Origin of the sequence: Devosia sp. 63-57, assembly GCF_001899045.1 — a bacterium.
In the GTDB taxonomy this organism is placed as follows: Bacteria; Pseudomonadota; Alphaproteobacteria; order Rhizobiales; family Devosiaceae; genus Devosia; species Devosia equisanguinis.
In genome coordinates this window covers 1866132-1883856 of the sequence record NZ_MKUY01000005.1, presented here as the reverse complement: position 1 = coordinate 1883856, position 17725 = coordinate 1866132, and the positions used below count along the sequence as shown (strand labels likewise).

Annotated in this window: 19 protein-coding genes and 1 tRNA gene; 7 read left to right on the top strand and 13 right to left on the bottom strand. The window is 63.1% G+C overall.

Features of this window, described 5'->3' with window-relative positions; genetic code table 11:
- Positions 1–58 precede the first annotated feature (58 nt).
- Together BGO80_RS17305 and BGO80_RS17300 are read left to right on the top strand one after the other, a co-directional pair.
- A complete protein-coding gene (locus BGO80_RS17305; RefSeq protein ID WP_126151224.1) occupies positions 59–784 on the top strand; it encodes a GntR family transcriptional regulator in 726 nt (241 codons plus the stop codon).
- A 64-nt stretch (positions 785–848) separates the two neighbouring features.
- Positions 849–1238, top strand: coding sequence for a RidA family protein (locus BGO80_RS17300; protein WP_126151223.1), 390 nt, complete (start codon positions 849–851; stop codon positions 1236–1238).
- A 57-nt stretch (positions 1239–1295) separates the two neighbouring features.
- On the opposite strand, the gene guaA is transcribed toward BGO80_RS17300, so the two are convergent.
- The 7 genes from guaA to guaB form a co-directional block, all read right to left on the bottom strand.
- Positions 1296–2867, bottom strand: a complete 1572-nt coding sequence (gene guaA, locus BGO80_RS17295; protein ID WP_286722584.1) for a glutamine-hydrolyzing GMP synthase — start codon at positions 2865–2867, stop codon at positions 1296–1298.
- 56 nt (positions 2868–2923) lie between these two features.
- Positions 2924–3415, bottom strand: a complete 492-nt coding sequence (locus BGO80_RS17290; protein WP_286722583.1) for a TspO/MBR family protein — start codon at positions 3413–3415, stop codon at positions 2924–2926.
- 91 nt (positions 3416–3506) lie between these two features.
- On the bottom strand, positions 3507–4793 hold the full coding sequence (locus BGO80_RS17285; protein ID WP_286722582.1) for an RsmB/NOP family class I SAM-dependent RNA methyltransferase: 1287 nt from the start codon (positions 4791–4793) through the stop codon (positions 3507–3509).
- Positions 4794–4796: 3 nt separating this feature from the next.
- Positions 4797–5231, bottom strand: coding sequence for an MAPEG family protein (locus tag BGO80_RS17280; RefSeq protein ID WP_286722581.1), 435 nt, complete (start codon positions 5229–5231; stop codon positions 4797–4799).
- 289 nt (positions 5232–5520) lie between these two features.
- Complete coding sequence (locus BGO80_RS17275; protein WP_286722579.1) at positions 5521–6015, bottom strand: cytochrome b; 495 nt, start codon at positions 6013–6015, stop codon at positions 5521–5523.
- A 136-nt stretch (positions 6016–6151) separates the two neighbouring features.
- Complete coding sequence (locus BGO80_RS17270) at positions 6152–6571, bottom strand: hypothetical protein (RefSeq protein ID WP_286722577.1); 420 nt, start codon at positions 6569–6571, stop codon at positions 6152–6154.
- Between the two features lie 103 nt (positions 6572–6674).
- Positions 6675–8177 (bottom strand): IMP dehydrogenase, encoded by a 1503-nt coding sequence (gene guaB, locus BGO80_RS17265; RefSeq protein ID WP_126151944.1) that lies wholly within the window; start codon positions 8175–8177, stop codon positions 6675–6677.
- Positions 8178–8452: 275 nt separating this feature from the next.
- Between guaB and BGO80_RS17260 the strand changes: the two genes are divergently transcribed.
- Positions 8453–9847, top strand: coding sequence for an MFS transporter (locus tag BGO80_RS17260; protein WP_126151943.1), 1395 nt, complete (start codon positions 8453–8455; stop codon positions 9845–9847).
- Between the two features lie 32 nt (positions 9848–9879).
- Complete coding sequence (locus BGO80_RS17255) at positions 9880–11265, top strand: MDR family MFS transporter (RefSeq protein ID WP_126151942.1); 1386 nt, start codon at positions 9880–9882, stop codon at positions 11263–11265.
- Between the two features lie 463 nt (positions 11266–11728).
- Here BGO80_RS17255 and BGO80_RS17250 read toward each other — a convergent pair whose 3' ends face one another.
- From BGO80_RS17250 to BGO80_RS17240, 3 genes are read right to left on the bottom strand one after another with little or no spacing between them, the layout of a single operon-like run.
- Complete coding sequence (locus BGO80_RS17250; RefSeq protein ID WP_126151827.1) at positions 11729–12031, bottom strand: hypothetical protein; 303 nt, start codon at positions 12029–12031, stop codon at positions 11729–11731.
- Between the two features lie 60 nt (positions 12032–12091).
- Entirely contained in the window at positions 12092–12829 is a 738-nt protein-coding gene (locus BGO80_RS17245; protein ID WP_286722573.1) for an RlmE family RNA methyltransferase, read from the bottom strand.
- On the bottom strand, positions 12819–13901 hold the full coding sequence (locus BGO80_RS17240; RefSeq protein WP_353744213.1) for a Ppx/GppA phosphatase family protein: 1083 nt from the start codon (positions 13899–13901) through the stop codon (positions 12819–12821). The genes BGO80_RS17245 and BGO80_RS17240 overlap by 11 nt, the downstream gene beginning before the upstream one ends.
- A gap of 326 nt (positions 13902–14227) precedes the next feature.
- Between BGO80_RS17240 and BGO80_RS17235 the strand changes: the two genes are divergently transcribed.
- Positions 14228–14301: transfer RNA gene (locus BGO80_RS17235), tRNA-Gln, on the top strand.
- A gap of 259 nt (positions 14302–14560) precedes the next feature.
- A complete protein-coding gene (locus BGO80_RS17230; RefSeq protein ID WP_286722570.1) occupies positions 14561–15676 on the top strand; it encodes a helix-turn-helix transcriptional regulator in 1116 nt (371 codons plus the stop codon).
- A gap of 26 nt (positions 15677–15702) precedes the next feature.
- Here the strand turns inward: BGO80_RS17230 and BGO80_RS17225 are convergent, their stop codons facing one another.
- Positions 15703–16155 (bottom strand): hypothetical protein, encoded by a 453-nt coding sequence (locus BGO80_RS17225; RefSeq protein WP_286722568.1) that lies wholly within the window; start codon positions 16153–16155, stop codon positions 15703–15705.
- A 162-nt stretch (positions 16156–16317) separates the two neighbouring features.
- On the opposite strand from BGO80_RS17225, the gene BGO80_RS17220 reads away from it, so the two are divergent.
- Entirely contained in the window at positions 16318–16731 is a 414-nt protein-coding gene (locus tag BGO80_RS17220) for a hypothetical protein (protein ID WP_126151822.1), read from the top strand.
- Between the two features lie 4 nt (positions 16732–16735).
- On the opposite strand, the gene BGO80_RS17215 is transcribed toward BGO80_RS17220, so the two are convergent.
- Together BGO80_RS17215 and BGO80_RS17210 are read right to left on the bottom strand one after the other, a co-directional pair.
- A complete protein-coding gene (locus tag BGO80_RS17215) occupies positions 16736–17134 on the bottom strand; it encodes a hypothetical protein (RefSeq protein ID WP_286722566.1) in 399 nt (132 codons plus the stop codon).
- On the bottom strand, positions 17131–17712 hold the full coding sequence (locus BGO80_RS17210) for a LemA family protein (protein ID WP_286722564.1): 582 nt from the start codon (positions 17710–17712) through the stop codon (positions 17131–17133). Before BGO80_RS17210 ends, BGO80_RS17215 begins: the two co-directional genes overlap by 4 nt.
- Positions 17713–17725 lie beyond the last annotated feature (13 nt).

Genomic DNA, 17725 nt, shown 5'->3' with positions numbered 1-17725 from the left:
TCCTTTGATCATACTAGCAAAGACTAAGGGGCGTTCGTGCGTGGGAAAGGGTATTCGATTGCTGGAAAGCAAATTCTCGACCGGCGAGCTGAAACCCGTTTCTTCGCGCAAGACTGTGCATGATCTGGTCTATGAGCAATTGCGCGATGCCCTGATGTCCGGCGCTTTCGAAGCCAGAAAAGCCTTCACCATCGCGTCTTTGTCTGAGCGGTTTCACACCTCGCATATGCCTGTGCGCGAGGCGCTGCGTCGGCTGGCATCGGAAAATGCGCTAAGCATTTCTGCGTCCGGCACCGCCTATGTCCCTGCGATCACAGCACCGGAGCTGCGCGATATCACCCTGGCCAGGATGATCGTCGAGGGCGCCACGGCGCGCATTGCGGGACCGCAGCTCAGCCCTGCTGATATTGCCCGGCTCGAGCAAATTCTCGAGCACCACCGCGCCAGTGCCAGTGCCGGAAACAATACCGAAATGACGGCGGCCAACCGCGCCTTCCATTTCCACATCTACCGCGCTGCCGGCAGTTCCGTATTGTTGAGCCAGATCGAAAATCTCTGGCTGCGATCCGGGCCTTATGTGCGCTTTCTTTCGGACCGGATGAGCGAATTGCTCAAGACTGAACATCGTTCGGGTTTCACCGACCAGCATGCCGCGATGATCACGGCGATCAAGAATGGTGACTGGAATGGGCTTGGCGAGGCCTGCGAAGCCGATATCCGCGCCTCGCAAGACCTGTTGCTCGATATTCTCGCAACCGAAGATTCCACCAGCGACGCGCCCTAGAGCTAGAACGAGCCGACCAGCCCTGCCATGGGGCGATTAGGCCCAAACAAGAAAGCACGAAAATATGTCGACGGACCGCCGCGCCATTTCATCCGGATCGAAATTCGAGAAACTGGCCGGCTATTCGCGCGCGCTGGTCGATGGCGAATGGGTTTTCGTCTCGGGCACAGCGGGGCACAATCCCGATGGTTCGATCTCGTTCGATCCGGAAGAGCAGACGCGGCAGTCGCTGCGCACCATTGCCCGGGCGCTTGAAGAGGGTGGCGCCAGCCTTGCCGATATCGTGCGCCTCAATGTCTATGTCGCCGACCGTGCTGACGTGATGACCGTTTCAAAGGTCCTGGGCGAGACCTTCTCAGACCCGCGGCCGACCAACACAACAATCATCTGCGGTTTCCCGGTCGAGGAAATCAAGGTTGAGATCGAAGTGACTGCCCGCAAGCGCGGTCAGTAATCCAGCCAGTCGTAACTGCCGCTTTACAGGCAGGCCGGGTCGCTTCGGCGGCCCGGATTATTCCCACTCGATCGTGCCCGGGGGCTTGCTGGTGACGTCGTAGACGACACGGTTGATGCCGCGGACTTCGTTGATGATGCGGGTGGCGGTCTTGCCGAGGAAGTTCATGTCGAACTGATAGAAATCGGCGGTCATGCCGTCGACCGAGGTCACGGCGCGCAGCGCGCAGACGAATTCATAGGTGCGGCCATCGCCCATGACGCCGACGGTCTGGACAGGGAGCAGCACGGCGAAGGCCTGCCAGATTTTGTCATATTGGCCGGACTTGCGGATCTCGTCGAGATAGATGGCGTCGGCCTGGCGCAGGATATCGAGCTTTTCCGGCGTGATGCCGCCGGGGCAACGAATGGCCAGGCCCGGGCCCGGGAAGGGATGACGGCCGATGAAGCTGTCCGGAATACCCAGCTCGCGGCCGAGCACGCGCACTTCGTCCTTGAACAGTTCGCGCAGCGGCTCGACGAGCTGCATGTTCATGCGCTCGGGCAGGCCGCCGACATTGTGGTGGCTCTTGATGGTGACCGAGGGGCCGCCGGTGAAGGAGACGGATTCGATGACGTCCGGATAGAGCGTGCCCTGGGCCAGGAATTCGGCGCCGCCGAGCTTCTTAGCCTCTTCCTCGAAGACTTCGATGAACAGGCGCCCGATGATCTTGCGCTTGGTTTCGGGATCGGACTGGCCTTCGAGCTCGCCGAGGAATTTCTTCGACGCATCGACATGGACCAGCGGGATATTAAACTGATCGCGGAACATGGTGACGACCTGTTCGCTTTCGTTCAGGCGCATCAGGCCGTGATCGACATAGATACAGGTGAGCTGATCGCCGATGGCTTCGTGGATCAGCACCGCCGCGACCGAAGAGTCGACGCCGCCGGAAAGACCACAGATGACGCGGCCAGAGCCGACCTGATCGCGAATCTTTTCGATCATCTTCTGGCGATAGGCGGACATGGTCCAAGTCGACTGGATGCCGCAGATCTTGTGCACGAAATTGGCATAGAGCTTGGCGCCGTCGGGCGTGTGCACGACTTCCGGGTGGAACTGCACGGCCCAGATGCGGCGCTGCTCATTGGCGATCATGGCGAAGGGCGCATTCGGCGAGGTGCCGACGACCTCAAAGCCCTCGGGCAACGCGACGACGCGGTCGCCATGGCTCATCCAGACCTGGTGCTCGGTGCCGACATCCCAGACGCCCTCGGTCAGCGCGTTGGCCTTTTGCAGGGTCAGCTCGGCCCGGCCGAATTCGCGGTGATGGCCGGCTTCGACCTTGCCACCCAGCGCCATGCACAAAGCCTGCTGGCCATAGCAAATCCCCAGGATCGGCACATTGGCGTCGAGGATCGACTGGTCGATGGTGGGGGCGTTCTCGTCCAGCGTCGAGGCCGGACTGCCCGAGAGCACAACGCCCTTGGGATTGAGCGCTGCCATGGCTGCGCCTGCCGACTGGAAGGGATGGATTTCGCAATACACGCCGGTTTCGCGGATGCGGCGCGCAATCAATTGCGTGACCTGCGATCCGAAGTCGACGATGAGAATGGTGTCGGTGCGGGGGGCGGTGTCTGGGTGCAGCATGGCGAGGCTTTAGCCCCGCCATGGGGATTCCGCAAGTGCGACGTGGGGCAAGATTGCTATGCGCCCGGATTGAGCAGCGCGATCGACAGGTTGAGATAGCCCGCAAAGCTCACCCAGGCGAGATAGGGCACGAAGAGCCAGGGGGCGAGCGTGTCGTGGCGGCGGCTGGTGAAGATGAAGCCGACAATGGAAAGCCACATGGCGACGAGCGCCGCAAAGGCAAGCCAGGGCTGCTGTGCCAGGAACCAGATGGGCGACCAGGCCCAATTGAGCAGCATCTGCCCGCCCCAGAATTTCATGGCATTCGATGTCGGCGCGGCCACCCAGACACGCCAACCGGCAATGGCGATCAGCACGTAAAGCGCGAACCAGACCGGGCCGAATACCCAATTGGGCGGATTGAGCGGCGGCTTGGTCAGTTGCTCATACCAGGCGCCGGGGACGGACTGCGTACCGATCAGCGCCCCGATGCCGATGACCAGGACAAGAAAGACGGCAAGAGCGACCCAGGATTGGGGGGCGCGGTAGTCTGTGGTGGTGGCGTGCATGGCGACGCTCCTGTGTCAGCATTCTGACACCATAACGTCGCGCAGGCTGGGGTGGTTCACCGCGGCGCACAGCAGACCGGTAACCTCCGCGCTACGCCTTGCGCAGCAGATGCACGTAGAACCCGTCGGTCCTGGTGCGACGGGGGGTGAGGCAGAGGCCGCCGGCTGGGGTCGCGAGGCCCTCGGGCAGATCGGTGATCAGGGCGCTGCGCCAGGCCCCGGCGATATCGACCGAGGTAAATTCGGGATGAGCGGCGCGGAAGGCAACGATCTGGTCGTCGTTTTCCTCGGGCAGGATCGAGCATGTGATATAAACCAGCGTGCCACCCGATTTGAGATAACGGGCGGCTTCGACCAGCAGCGCCGCCTGCTCGGACTGGCGTTGCGCCAGGAGCTCGGGTGTCAGCTTCCACTTGGTGTCGGGGCGGCGGCGCCAGGTGCCCGTGCCGGTGCATGGCGCATCGACCACCACGCGATCCATCTTGCCGACGAGGTCGTCGAGCGCACCATCATTGGGTGCTCGCACCTGCGCATTGCGCACGCCATTGCGCTTGAGGCGATCATAGATCGGCGCCAAGCGCGCGCGGTCGCTGTCATAGGCAAAAATCTGGCCGGAATTGCCCATGGTCGCGGCAAGGGCCAGGGTCTTGCCCCCTGCCCCGGCGCAGAGATCGAGCACCTGTTCGCCTTCGCGCGCGCCGGCAAGGGCGGCGACGATCTGGCTGCCCTGGTCCTGCACCTCGAACCAGCCCTTGAGATAGCCTTCATCGGTGGTGACATTAGGCGTACGGGCGTCACGCGGACCGGCCGGCATGGTCAGGCCGAAGGGGGCAATGGCAGCCGGCTCCGGCGTGAAGCGGGCCAGCGACTTCATCACCTTTTCCGGCGCGGCCTTGAGCGCATTGACGCGCAGGTCGAGCGAGGGGCGGCCGGTCATGGCTTCCCCCTCGCCAATCCAGTCGGCGCCAAAGGCACGCTCCAGCGACGGCGCCAACCATTCGGGAACATCAGCACGGATCGCAGCCGGCGCAGCGGCCAGATCGGCCGTTGCGCCCTTGGCCTCGTCCTCGCTCAGCGGCACGGGGGCGTGGCTATCGGAGGCAAAAGCCGCATTGAGGCTTTCCGGCGTCTCGGCCCAATCGCGCAGGGCGACGGCCAGCACCAGCGTGCGGGGGCTGTCACTGCCCATGGCGAAGGCGTGGGAAGCCCGGCGGCGCAGTGCGTCATAGACGAGATTGCCGATGGCGGCGCGGTCGCCTGCCCCGGCAAAGCGATTGTTGATGCCCCAGGCCTTCAGCGCCTCCGAAACAGGACGCTTGCGCTGCTCCACATCGGTCAAGACTTCGATGGCAGCGGACAGACGGCCGGGAAAACGCATGGATCAGACACTCGGGGCTAGGATGACGAGGCGCACGACCAGCCATAGCCAGAACAGCGCCAGGATCGCAAGGCCGGCGACATAGGCCATGAAACGCTGAGTGACGCGATTATGGGTAACGTGGATATAGGCGTGGATATAGCGGCTGGCAACGAAGAGCCAGGCGAGCCCCGCCTCCGGCCAACCCGGCGCGGCGTAGAGCGAAAGAATGGCGCCGACATAGAACAGCACGGGCAGCTGGAACTGATTGTCGAAATTGTTCGAGAGCAGCCGCGCCTTGAGCGGATAGGCATCGCGCTCTACGGCGATCTTCGCGACCGGGATCTCCCCGCTCATGATCCTCGGCACGCGCTCGCGCCCCAACAGCACCAATATGCCCATCGACAAAAAAGCCTGCGCGGCCATGGCAAGGATGATGAGCTTGATGGTCAGGGTCATGGTTGAGGCTCCTGTGGAGAGTCCGAAGACACGGCTAGAACATTTCAAATTGAGGTGGACTCAGGGCTCTTTCGCCTCCCTCCCCCTTGAGGGGAGGGATTGAGGGTGGGGGTCCATCGGTGTGCCACTGCCCCCCCCCCACCCCAGCCCTCCCCCTCAAGGGGGGAGGGAGCGAGCTGGATCAACCTGGACGTTAAAAGCTCTAGGGGCCTATAGGAAAATCGTTTTTCGCGACAGCGAAAAGTGGCGCTCGGGCTTTTCGCCCAAGCGCCGCGCGGTAAAGGTCGGGCTACGGCGCCGGGCGGAACATGCGCATCAGCGTGCCATCCTTGCGGACGAACTGGTTGAACAGCGCGCCAGCAATGTGCAGCAGCACCAGGATCAACAGGATCGGCCGCACCAGCGCATGGACATCGCCCACATCGGCAAGATCGTAATAGGCGACGAGGCCGGAGATCGGCGCCGCCAGCAACACAACATAAAGTGCGCCGTGGACAATATTCGCGGCCAGATTCTGCGCCGGCGGCGAACCCGGAGCGTGGACCGGCGCGCCAAAGGTGAGCCGCATGCCCAGCCTGACCAGCATGAGCGCGAGAATGGCGATGCCGACCCAGTAGTGAATGGATGCACCGGTGGCCACAGAGGCGGCGACCTGCCCACCCTCCTCCAAGGCATCCACGGTTTCCGTCATGCTTTCGGCGACAACCAATTGCACCATGACCAGTAGAACAATCACCCAGTGCATCAATATTTGCGGTGCCGCATAGCCTTCGCGCCTAGCCATAATCGTCTCCAGTGCCTGTTCTCAACACTGGCGATGCTACACCCATTTGCACAGAAGCATTGTTAATTCTTGGTAGGGGTGAAAGCACAAAACCATCCGGCGCTGTCACGGGCTGGATAATTGAATGGGCGAGGCACTATTCCAGACGCGCCACCCAGCGTTCGAGTTGGGCATTGCGGTGTTCATAGTGTTCGATGAGGCAGAAGCCCGCCTCTCCGCCCATGCCGCCGAAATCGCCCATCACCAGGTCGAGCATGCGGCAGTCCGATTGCGCAAAATCCCACCAGGTGGTCTGCGTCGTATCCAGCAGCGCGCGGGCGGCGGCGAAATCGGTCCCATCAGGTCCCGGATTGCCCAGCGCGGTCTGAAGGGTGTCGAGGACCTGCACCTGATCGTCTTCGAGCGCTTGCAGATGCACGCTCAGACATTCGATCCGGGAGGTGCCCGCGGCGTCGCACTGGGCGAGCCAGGCCGGGTCGTCATTGGCCAGCGCGACGAGCGGGGCCGCAAGAGGAAGCATGGCGAAGAGGGCGAGAGCGCGGGCGCATACGGGCATGAGCAGAATTCCGAGAGATGACAGGTGCTTGTACGGCACACGTCATGTCAGCGGATTCGCACGGAAACAAGGCCGGCCCCACTGGGCGCCGGCCTCGGTCAACCTAGCGGCCGCTGCGATAGTTCGGGGCTTCGCGGGTAATGGTCACGTCGTGGACATGGCTTTCACCCAGAGCGGCAGCAGAGATTTTCACGAAAGTGGCGTTCTCGCGGAAATCCTTGAGCGTGTGCGCGCCGGTATAACCCATGGAGGCGCGGAGGCCTCCTGCCAGCTGATGCAGCACGGCGCCGACCGACCCCTTATAGGGCACCTGGCCCTCGATGCCCTCGGGCACGAGCTTCATCTGGTCGCGCACATCCTGCTGGAAATAGCGATCGGCGGAACCTGCGCCCATGGCGCCGACCGAGCCCATGCCACGGTAGGATTTGTAGGAGCGGCCCTGGTAGAGATAGACCTCGCCCGGGCTCTCGTCGGTACCGGCCAACAGCGAGCCGACCATGACGCAAGAAGCGCCACCGGCCAAGGCCTTAGCCATATCGCCTGAGAATTTGATTCCGCCATCGGCGATCACCGGAACACCCTGCTTGTGGCCTTCTTCGGCGCACGCCATGACGGCGGCGAGCTGAGGAACGCCAACACCGGCAACAATGCGCGTGGTGCAGATCGAGCCGGGCCCGATGCCGACCTTGACCGCATCCGCACCGGCATCGATCAGCGCCTTGGTGGCTTCGGCCGTCGCGACATTGCCGGCGACGATGCGGGTCGAATTGCTCTCGCGCTTGACCCGCTCGACCGCCTCGGCGACGCGTACCGAATGGCCGTGTGCCGTGTCGATGACCAATAGGTCGACGCCGGCATCGATCAGCGCCAACGAGCGCTCGAAACCGCCATCACCGACCGTCGAGGCGGCGGCGACGCGCAGGCGTCCCTGCTCGTCCTTGACGGCATTGGGATGGAGCTGTGCCTTTTCGATATCCTTGACGGTGATCAGCCCGATGCAGCGATAGTCCTCGTCCACCACCAGCAGCTTTTCGATGCGGTGACGGTGCAGCAGGATCTTGGCCTCTTCCTTGGAGACACCTTCGCGCACCGTGATCAGGTTCTGGTGCGTCATCAGCTCGGAAATCGGCTGATTGGGATTGCTGGCAAAGCGCACGTCGCGATTGGTGAGAATGCCCACCAGCTTGCCGATGGCGCGGCCACCCTTGCCGCCGTTCTCGACCACCGGAATGCCCGAGATGCGGCTCTTCTGCATCAGGGCGTGTGCGTCGGCCAGCGTCGCATCGGGGCCGATCGTGATGGGGTTCACCACCATGCCGGATTCGAAGCTCTTCACCATCCGCACCTGCTCGGCCTGTTCGGTCGCGGTCAGGTTCTTGTGGATGACGCCCATGCCGCCGGCCTGGGCCATGGCAATGGCCATATTGGCTTCGGTGACGGTATCCATGGCCGAGGACAGGATGGGAAGATTCAGCGCTATGTCCTTGGTGACATAGGTGGAAATGTCGGTCTCGGTGGGCAGGATGTCCGAACGCGCGGGCTGCAGCAGCACGTCGTCGAAAGTGAGCGCCGCATCGCCAGTGATGGTGGTAATAATCTTCGCCAAGGCCAGACCCTTCCTGCCTTCTGATAGAAACCAGATATGTTGGAATATGAACCGGCGACGGAACTGCGCGGGTTCAGGTTGGCGAGGGTCAATAGCACCGGACACCCCGCTTGCATAGGGGCCGGACCCGCCTGCAATGCAGGAAATGCTTGCGTTTTTTCCGGGAAGACAGCGCGTCCCGGCCGTGCGATAAGCGTTAGGTTTGACTGGCCAAGTGGCGCAAAGCCATCCATAGTGCCGTCGCGGCTCACTTCTGGCCGCTGATTTCCAGTCCCATGCCCTCTATCCGCGTTACCCCGCTCATCCTGGCGGTGGCCCTGTTCATGGAACAGATGGACTCCACCGTCATCGCCACCTCCCTTCCCGCAATCGCTGCCGATATCGGCACCGAGCCGATTGCGCTGAAACTGGCGCTTACCGCCTATTTCGTGGCGCTGGCCATCTTCATTCCCATCAGCGGCTGGATGGCCGATCGCTTCGGCGCCAAGAACGTGTTCCGCCTGGCCATCGTCGTCTTCATGATGGGCTCGCTGGCCTGTGCCTTCTCCTATTCGCTCGAAACCTTCGTGATGTCGCGCTTCTTCCAGGGCATAGGCAGCTCGATGATGACCCCGGTTGGACGCCTGCTGCTGGTGCGCTCCACGCCGCGCAACGAGCTGGTTTCGGCCATGGCCTGGCTCACGGTGCCGGCGCTGATCGCCCCCGTCACCGGCCCATTGATCGGCGGCTTCCTCACCACCTATCTCAGCTGGCACTGGATCTTCTGGATCAATATTCCCATCGGCATTGCCGGCATCATTCTGTCCGGCATCTTTCTGCAAGTGCCCGACGAGCGCACCCCTCGCCCGGTCGATATCGTCGGCTTCTTCATCGCCGCCATCGCCTTTTCGGGCATGGTCTTCGGCCTGTCGGTCGTCAGCCTGCCGGCCCTGCCAATCATCTATGGCTATCTGACCCTGGCGGTCGGCATTACTGCCGCGCTGCTCTACCTCCTGCATGCCCGCAAGACCAAGTATCCCCTGCTCGATCCCAAACTGTTCCGCCACAAATTGTTCCGCGCCTCGATCACCGGCGGATCGCTGTTCCGCATTGGCGTGGGCGCGGTGCCGTTCCTCTTGCCGCTGATGCTGCAGCTCGGCTTCGGGCTCAATCCCTTCCAGTCCGGCGCCATCACCTTCGTCTCCGCCATCGGCGCCATCATGAGCAAGTTCATTGCCGAACGTGTCTTCGCCCGGCTCGGCTTTCCGCGCGTGCTGGGCTTTGCGGCGGTATTCGGCGGGTTGTTGATTGCCGCCCAGGGCTTTTTCCATGCTGATACGCCGGTGCCGCTGATGATGCTGGTGCTGCTGGTCGGCGGGATATTGCGCTCGGTGTTCTTCACCGGCTCCAACGCCATCGGCTATGCCGACATCTCCGACGAGGAAGCCAGCCAGGCCACCGCCATCGTCGCCGTCGGCCAGCAACTCTCGGTCGCCTTCGGTGTCGCCGTGGCCGGCGCCATCATCGAGATTTCCAGCCGCATGCATGGTGGAGAGGTTTCGCTGATCGATTTCCAGATCGCGTTTTTTGTCGTTGGCGGGCTCAGCGCTTTGGCGGGGCTCATCTATTTCCGCCTGCCGGCCGATGCCGGCAGCAATGTTTCCGGCCACAGGGCCATTTCCAGGGAGTAGCCGGAGAGATTTTTCTCCGGTCACGTTTTGCCGTGTCGCGTACCACGCCGCTGATTCTTGCCACCGCCGTGTTCATGGAGAACATGGACTCGACCGTAATCGCCACCTCGCTGGCGGCCATCGCCGCCGATATCGGCACCGATCCCATTTCGTTGAAACTGGCGCTCACCGCCTATCTCGTGGCGCTGGCCATCTTCATTCCGATTTCGAGCTGGATGGCCGACCGTTTTGGGGCGCGCCGCGTTTTTCGCCTGGCCATGCTGGTATTCATGATCGGCTCGGTGGGCTGCGCCTTTTCCGGCTCGCTGGCCGAATTCGTCATCGCCCGCTTCGTGCAGGGCATGGGTGGCGCCATGATGGGCCCCGTGGCGCGCCTGGTGCTGGTTCGCGCCACGCCGCGCCATCAGTTGGTCGACGCCATGGCCTGGCTCACCATTCCGGGCCTCATCGGTCCCATTGTCGGCCCGCCCTTCGGCGGCTTCCTCACCACCTATTTCTCCTGGCACTGGATCTTCATCATCAATATCCCCATCGGCCTGCTCGGCATGGCCCTGGTGGGGCTGGCGCTGCCCAATGAGCAACGCAACCGACCGCGCCGCATCGATGGCAAGGGCTTTGTGCTTGCCGGCCTCGCCTTCGCGCTGTTCGCCTTTGGCTGTTCCGTGATGAGCCTGCCCGCTTTGCCGCCGCTGGTCGGTGCTATCGCCGCCACGGCCGGCATCGGTCTGGGCTACATCTATATGCGCCACGCCCTCAGCACCGAATATCCCCTGCTCGATCTGCGCCTGCTCAAGGTGCGCAATTTCCGCATCGCCATCGTCGCCGGCACCTTTTTCCGGCTCGGCCAGGGCGCGACGCCCTTCCTATTCCCGCTGATGCTGCAGCTGGCCTTCGGCCTCAGCCCTTTCGAAAGCGGCATGGTGACCTTTGCCGGCGCCATCGGTGCGCTGGCCGCAAAGTTCGTCGCCAACTGGATTTTTGCCCATTGGGGCTTCAAATATCCGCTGGTGATCTCAACCGCCATTTCCGGGGCCGGCATCCTGGCAATGGGCTTTTATACGCCTGACACTCCCATTCCGCTGATCCTTGCCATCCTGGTCTTCACCGGCTTCTGGCAATCGACCTTCTGGACCGGCTCCAACGCCTTCACCTTCGCCGATATCGAAGACAAGGACGCAGGCCAGGCCAATGTGATGAGCCAGGTCTGGGGTCAGTTGATGTTCGCCATGGGTGTGGCTTTGGGCGGCGGCATTCTGGAACTGGCGCATCGCACTCGCGGCGGCGGCGAACTGGCACTGGCCGATTTCCACATCGCCTTCTATGTCGTGGCAGCGGTCGGCGCGATTGCGACGCTACTGTTCCTGCGCCTGCCCAAAAATGCGGGCCACCAGTTGATGGGCGGCCCGCATATGCATTGAGGCGCTGGTGGCAATTAACGTCGTCGGCAACGTTGACCTTGTCGTCGAGCCGACTACTCGCCACATCACCCCCATGCACCGTTTCCACGGCTTTTGGACTGCTTTGTGCACCGCGGGCAAGACTATCGGCTTTGTCTATTTGGAGTGTTTTACGTTCTGTTTGACGCGGCGCTTTCGCCTCCCTCCCCCTCGAGGGGGAGGGCCGGGGTGGGGGTGGTTCAGTGATCCACTAATGGGCCCCCACCCTCAATCCCTCCCCTCAAGGGGGAGGGAGGCGAAAGCGCCGAGAACCCACCTCAGTTTGAAATGGTCTGGGGTCGCAATACAATTTGGCCGGAGAGATTATCCTGGGCGCCCTTGGCTTGGCATTCGGGGCCGGGCTGGGCTTTACCAACCCGCGAAGCGTGCTCAGCGGGCTTGCTCAGATGATCGGTAGCTAAGCCCGGCCAGACCGAGCCAAAAACTACTCCCGCGCTTCACCACGGCGGGCGAATTCCTTGTTGACCCGGGCGATGGCCGACTGGATCAGTCCGGCCTTTTCGCGATTGCCGCGCTCGGCGTCACCGGCCTTGTCGCTGCCCTTGGCGGCGCGATTGCCCTTGCGGACGGCGCGCGTGGCCTTATCGCGCCGCTCACGCAGCGAGCGCGCCAGCTTGCGCAGGTCATCGGCCTGCATTTCCGACAATTCAGGGTGGCGGGCACCGGCAACGAGCTTCTGCTCATCGGCATCGAGAAGTCGCTCTTCACTGCGGCGGGTGGCGGCCATGGCTATCTCCTTGCTCTTGGTAACAGCAGGGTAACGCGCCACGGGCGGCTCGGGTTCGCCCTATTCGTCGGCCTGCCCCTCCTCGCCCTCTGTCCGCCCCTTGAACCCCTTCGCCACCAGATAGGCCTCGGCCGAATCCTTGCGGCTCGAGGGCGGCTTGACGTGGAAGGTGGTGTTGAAGTGGCGCTTGAGCATGTGCAGCAGCTCATGCTCGGTGCCGCCCTGGAACACCTTCGCCACGAAGGACCCGCCCGGCCGCAGCACCTGGATGGCGAAATCGGCGGCGATCTCGATGAGATGCACGATGCGCAGGTGATCGGTGGCGCGGTGGCCGGTGGTCGGCCAGGCCATATCGCTCATCACCACATCGGCCCCCTGCCCGCCCATGGCTTCGATCAACATCGCCGGCGCGTCTTCCTCGGTGAAATCCTTCTTGAGCAGGATAACGCCGGGAATAGGGTCCATATCGAGATAGTCGATGCCCACGACCAGCGGCTTTTCCACCGTCGAACCCACGGCGGCGGCGGCCACCTGCGACCAGCCGCCGGGGGCCGCGCCCAGATCGACGACGCGCATACCCTTCCTGAAGAATTTATGCTTTTCGTCGATCTCCTTGATCTTGAAGGCCGCGCGCGAGCGATAGCCTTCGGCGCGGGCGCGCGCGACATAGGGATCGTTGAGCTGGCGTTGCAGCCATTTGGTCGAGGCCACGGTGCGGCCCTTGGCGGTCTTCACCCGGATCTTGAGATCCTTGTCCGACTTGCGGCCGCCAGTGCCAAGCGCCTTGTTATTGGCCATTGCCAGTCCTCCGTCCGGGTCGGTTCGGCCGTTTATAGGGCCGGTCCGCATCCATAAGCGATATCAGAATGCCTTCGCGCAGGCCACGATCGGCGACGCGCACCCGCTCGGTCGACCATTCGCGCCGAATGGCCTCGAAAATGGCACAGCCCGGCAGAACCAGGTCGGCGCGATCCTTGCCGATGCAGGAATGGGCCACGCGCCGCTCGAACGGCATGCTCAGCAGCGCCCGCATGGTGTCGTCCACCTCGTCGCGGCGCATCCACAGCCCGTCCACCTTCTGCCGCTCATAGCGCTCGAGCCCCAGATGCAGCCCGGCCAGCGTCGTCACCGTGCCCGACGTGCCGATCAGGTGCACCGGATGGGTGGCGATCATCTGCCGCAGCTTTTCCCGGCCGCGAAACTGGCGCAGATGCTCGGCGACATAAGCCACCATGGCCTCGAACACCTCGGGCGTCACATTCACGCCGCCGAATTTTTCTGCAATCGAGACCACGCCGACCGGCAGCGACTGCCAGGAGCGGATCGAGGCCGCCATGCGCCCCTGCGAGCGCGGGCGGCCGCCGCGAAAATCCAGCCAGGCCAGTTCCGAGGAGCCGCCACCGATGTCGAACATCAAGGCGCCCTGGGCACTGCTGTCGATCAGGTCGGCGCAGCCGGTGACCGCCAGTTCGGCCTCGGTGCGACGATCGACGATTTCGAGCTCGATCCCCAGCTCATCCTTGACCCGGGCCAGGAAAGCGGGACCATTTTCCGCCGCCCGGCAGGCTTCGGTGGCGATGAGGCGCATGCGCGTCGGCTGATGGTCGCGCAGTTTATTGCGGCAATGGCGCAGCGCGTCCATGGTGCGTTCCATGGCCGCGTCCGAGAGCCGCCCGGTGACCGAGACGCCCTCGCCGAGCCGGACGATGCGGGTAAAGCCGTCGAGCACGCGAAAACCGTGGTCATGCGGCTTGGCGATCAGCAGGCGACAATTATTGGTGCCAAGGTCAAGCGCCGCATAGAGCGGCCCGCGATAGCGCCGTTGGGTGGGTGATGGCCCTGACCGTGGTTCCGCGCTCGACGAGGACAAGCCTCCCCGCTCTGCCCGGCCGGAACCGGACGGTGCACGAACCCCTGCCTCGGCCCGGGGGGCTGAAGCCACGGCGGACCGACGAGAATCGGTCACTGTCGTCTCCTTGGCATGCACGGTCGCTGGTCCAGAAAGCTGGGCCGCGCCCGAACGCACGCATTTGCGTTGTTGAAAACCAAGGTAGTGCAAGGGGAAGCGAAGCGCAATGCACACGATCTCCACGCAAACCTGTGTTCAGGCGCTTGCAATCCGCCGCGGCATTGTCTATGCACACCTCGCGCCGCCAAGCAGCCCCGCTGCCCAAGCCGCCAGCCAGCAGGCTCTGCTGGGGAATAGTTCAATGGTAGAACAGCGGACTCTGACTCCGTCGATCTTGGTTCGAATCCAGGTTCCCCAGCCAAACTCCTTCTCCACCTCAACATGGCTTCCAATCCAGCGCCACAGCCGGTCTCAGCGCCTTCTGCTCCAGCGTGCCGCCGATACACCTGCGCGGTGTCGCGCCAGGGGTGGCCGGTCAAGTTTTCCGCGCGCCTATCCCTCCACTTTCCCCCTGCCCGCACCGAGATTTGTGATTTGTTCTCATCCATATGAATGATGGGCTCGTTGGGCTTGGGCGCTAGGGTTGAGGTGCGGGGTGCTTCAGGGTTGGAAGAGCATCGATGGACAAGCTCGAAGATCTCAAGACCAGCTTCTACCAGGCGGCACTTGGGGAGGAAGATTGGACGGCGGCCGCCCGCGGCGTGCGCGAGATGCTGGATGCCGATCTCATTGCGGTGTCGACCATCGACGCAGCGAGCGGTCAGGACCAGCTGCTCTATGGCGATTGTGGCGTCCATTACAGCGAGCTCTATCGCCGCCTTCAGGCCGCCAACCCGTTCGTGCCTGCGGTCAGGACGCTGCGACTGGGGCAGATTGTTACCGATACTTGCCTGCTCGAGCGGCGGAACTTTCGGCGCACGACCTTCTTCGACGAGTGGATGCGGCCGCAGCACCAGCATAGCGCCGCCGTCATGAATCTGTGCTGGAGCGGGGCGACCGGCAGCTATCTCATGATGTCACGCGGCGGCAGAATCGAGCGCTTTGGCGAGGCGGATAAGGAAGTGCTCAATGCCATCCAGCCCACCATGCGCCATGCCATGGAACTGCATATCCGCCTGGCGCGCAGCCGGCTGCAGCAGACCGGCGCGGTGCTCGATGGCCAGGCCATCGGTTGGCTGGCGGTCGAGAAGAATGGCCGGATATCCTGGGCCAACCAGACGGCGGACGCTATTCTCGCGGGGCCCGATGGAGCGTTGAGTGCCCGTCACTCCATGCTGCGTGCCTTTGACTCCGCGCAATCCCAGCGCCTGCTGAGCGCCCTACGCGCCGCCATGGGCGAGTTTCCCGTCCCCGGGCAGGGCAGCAATCTCATCTTCCGCAATCCCGAGAGCGGCGCCGCCATCGCCGCCTCGTTCATTCCGGGTCACCACCTGTTCGTGAAAGGGCTGCCGGAGCTCAATGGCGCCTATCTGGCCCTGCAGGACCTGGCCATGCGTCTGCCGCCCGATCTGGCGGCGCGCGTCGGCACCATGTTCAACCTCACTGTGCGGGAGACCGAGCTCGCCGTGGCGCTGATCGAGGGCAAGTCACCCGCCGAATCGGCGTTGGCGCGCGGTCTGTCGCTGCCAACGGTGCGCACGCAGCTGGCGCAATTGTTGCGCAAGACCGGCACGGCACGGCAAAGCCAGTTGGTCGCCCTGCTGCTCTCGACGCTGCCGGTGCCCTTCGCCGGCTAGTTGCTGCCGCCTAAGGTGCCCCAAGGCTATTGCGAGGCTGGGGGCGCCGATCCCTCCGTGTCATCCTTCATCCGCTGAAGCGGGAAATCCATCGAGGTCACCGTGTCTGCATCGACAATGACATAGGTGGATTGCGAGCTGCTGGAATAGCTGCCGCCATTTTCGAGTGTGCCCTCGATGGCCATGCTCACCGCGCAGGTGCCAGCGTCTTCGCCGGACTGGGCAGTCCACGCTCCCTCCATGGTCTGCTGCTGCCAATCCTGCCCCTTATGCTGGAACCGGTAAGCGGTCTTGAAGGTACCATCCGCGTCCAGGATCAGCGTATTGTCGACGTTGATGATCTGGCCGAAATTACTGACCTCGCCGACCCCCACCCACTTGCCTGTCATGAAGTCGGTGCAGTCGATATCCTCTGCCAGCGCTGGTCCGGCGAGCGGCAAGAGGAGGGCAAAAACAAGCCTGCGAATGTTGGGCTGCATGATATGGCTCCCGCTCAAATGGCCAGCCTCCCACGCCACGCGAAAGGCCGCCGACCGACCGATACTGGCACGCAAAAAAATCGGTCTCATCATTCAAACGAATGGTGCATCGCCGGCTGCAAGCCGCGATTTTGGGCGCATGACCAATCGGAGGCCACCGCCATGCGCCGCGCTATCCTGACCGCAGCCACCCTGCTCCTGGCAGGCCCGTCTTCAACCGCCATCTTGGCTGCCGACCTCACTTGCAGCTGTCAACGGGCGACGGTCTGCGGCGCCGATGAATGCGCCGACATGCCCTTCGACATGTGCTCGGTCACCACGATCGGGCTTTCCATCGACACACCATTCATCCGGCTGTGTTCGTCGTCCAGCTGTCTCGAGGGGGCCGCCAAACGCACCGACATTTCTGAAGCCGCGGTGGCGCTCGAGGGAAACTATTTGCCACAGGGTGGGAAGGACAGTGCCCCGGTGCACCTGTTGTCGCTTTACGACAAGGAAACCGGCATCGGTGTCATTCAAACCAGCGACGAGCAGGCGGTCATTCAGTTCGCCATGATCTGTCAGGCAGCCGACTGATCCGTCAGGGTTCGATCTCCTCGGGCGGCGACACGGCCGAGGGTCGAATGCGGGCCTGGGTGCCGTGATGCATCAGGAATCGGACCTCGCCGTCGAAGGCTAGGGTGCAGAACTGCCCGACCTGAAATGGCACCCGCAGATCCTCGGCGATTTCGGGGTCGACCCCAAAGCCGTGCAGATATCGCAGCACCCCGCTTTCGTCCTCAATGCCGAATTTGAGCATGTTCGGCGAGGCCGGACAGGCCGTGCCGTCGTCGAGCGCCCCATAATAGTGCAGCGTGAACGAGCCTCTCTCTCCCCAGCTGGAGGCGTGTGGATCGGGCGTTGGCACCGGAAAGGTTCCCCCCAGGCCCACCGAGGACGTCAGGACAAGCGCCAGAATGACAAAGGCGGATGTCTTCACGATGCGCTCCCCAGGAAATCGGCGGCGGCGATGGGCTTTTCGGCGCCTTCGACAGCGGCAAAGAACGGCGGCAGGCCCGTCACGCCGGCAAGGCGGGCCACCAATGGGCCGGGGAAGGTTTCAGTGACATTGCGCAACCCGTTGACCGCACTGTTGTAGAAGCGGCGCGCGGCGGCAATGTTGTTCTCGACCTCGCGATAGCTGCGCTGGGCTTCCATCATTGGCCCGCTCGAGGTGAGCTCGGGATAATTCTCGGCCAGGGCAAACAGTCGGGTCATGTCCGCCCCGAGCCGTGCCTCGGTTTCGAACTTGGTACCGATCTTGGTGAAATCACGTTCCCCCAGGCTCGGCTCTGCCCTGGCGCGCAAGGCGGTGATTTCCTCGAGCAAGCTTTTTTCATGTTCGAGGAAACGTCGGGCGATGGTGAGGACATTGGGGATCAGATCGTGCCGCTGCTGCAATTGCGCGTCGATCGCGCCCAGCGCCTCGCCCACTTTGTTGCGAGCCCGCACGGTAGCGACGTACCAGAAGTAGATCAGCGCCGGTATGGCGAGAACGGTGACCAGCAGAATTTCCATAAACGCCTCCAGG

Bases quoted from the DNA above. Each gene is read 5' to 3' on its own strand.
- BGO80_RS17270 (WP_286722577.1), bottom strand. From the start codon at position 6,571: ATGCCCGTATGCGCCCGCGCTCTCGCCCTCTTCGCCATGCTTCCTCTT.
- BGO80_RS17260 (WP_126151943.1), top strand. From the start codon at position 8,453: ATGCCCTCTATCCGCGTTACCCCGCTCATCCTGGCGGTGGCCCTGTTC.
- BGO80_RS17245 (WP_286722573.1), bottom strand. From the start codon at position 12,829: ATGGCCAATAACAAGGCGCTTGGCACTGGCGGCCGCAAGTCGGACAAG.
- BGO80_RS17210 (WP_286722564.1), bottom strand. From the start codon at position 17,712: ATGGAAATTCTGCTGGTCACCGTTCTCGCCATACCGGCGCTGATCTAC.
- BGO80_RS17300 (WP_126151223.1), top strand. From the start codon at position 849: ATGTCGACGGACCGCCGCGCCATTTCATCCGGATCGAAATTCGAGAAA.
- BGO80_RS17230 (WP_286722570.1), top strand. From the start codon at position 14,561: ATGGACAAGCTCGAAGATCTCAAGACCAGCTTCTACCAGGCGGCACTT.
- BGO80_RS17220 (WP_126151822.1), top strand. From the start codon at position 16,318: ATGCGCCGCGCTATCCTGACCGCAGCCACCCTGCTCCTGGCAGGCCCG.
- guaA (WP_286722584.1), bottom strand. From the start codon at position 2,867: ATGCTGCACCCAGACACCGCCCCCCGCACCGACACCATTCTCATCGTC.
- BGO80_RS17290 (WP_286722583.1), bottom strand. From the start codon at position 3,415: ATGCACGCCACCACCACAGACTACCGCGCCCCCCAATCCTGGGTCGCT.
- BGO80_RS17280 (WP_286722581.1), bottom strand. From the start codon at position 5,231: ATGACCCTGACCATCAAGCTCATCATCCTTGCCATGGCCGCGCAGGCT.
- BGO80_RS17285 (WP_286722582.1), bottom strand. From the start codon at position 4,793: ATGCGTTTTCCCGGCCGTCTGTCCGCTGCCATCGAAGTCTTGACCGAT.
- BGO80_RS17250 (WP_126151827.1), bottom strand. From the start codon at position 12,031: ATGGCCGCCACCCGCCGCAGTGAAGAGCGACTTCTCGATGCCGATGAG.
- BGO80_RS17225 (WP_286722568.1), bottom strand. From the start codon at position 16,155: ATGCAGCCCAACATTCGCAGGCTTGTTTTTGCCCTCCTCTTGCCGCTC.
- BGO80_RS17275 (WP_286722579.1), bottom strand. From the start codon at position 6,015: ATGGCTAGGCGCGAAGGCTATGCGGCACCGCAAATATTGATGCACTGG.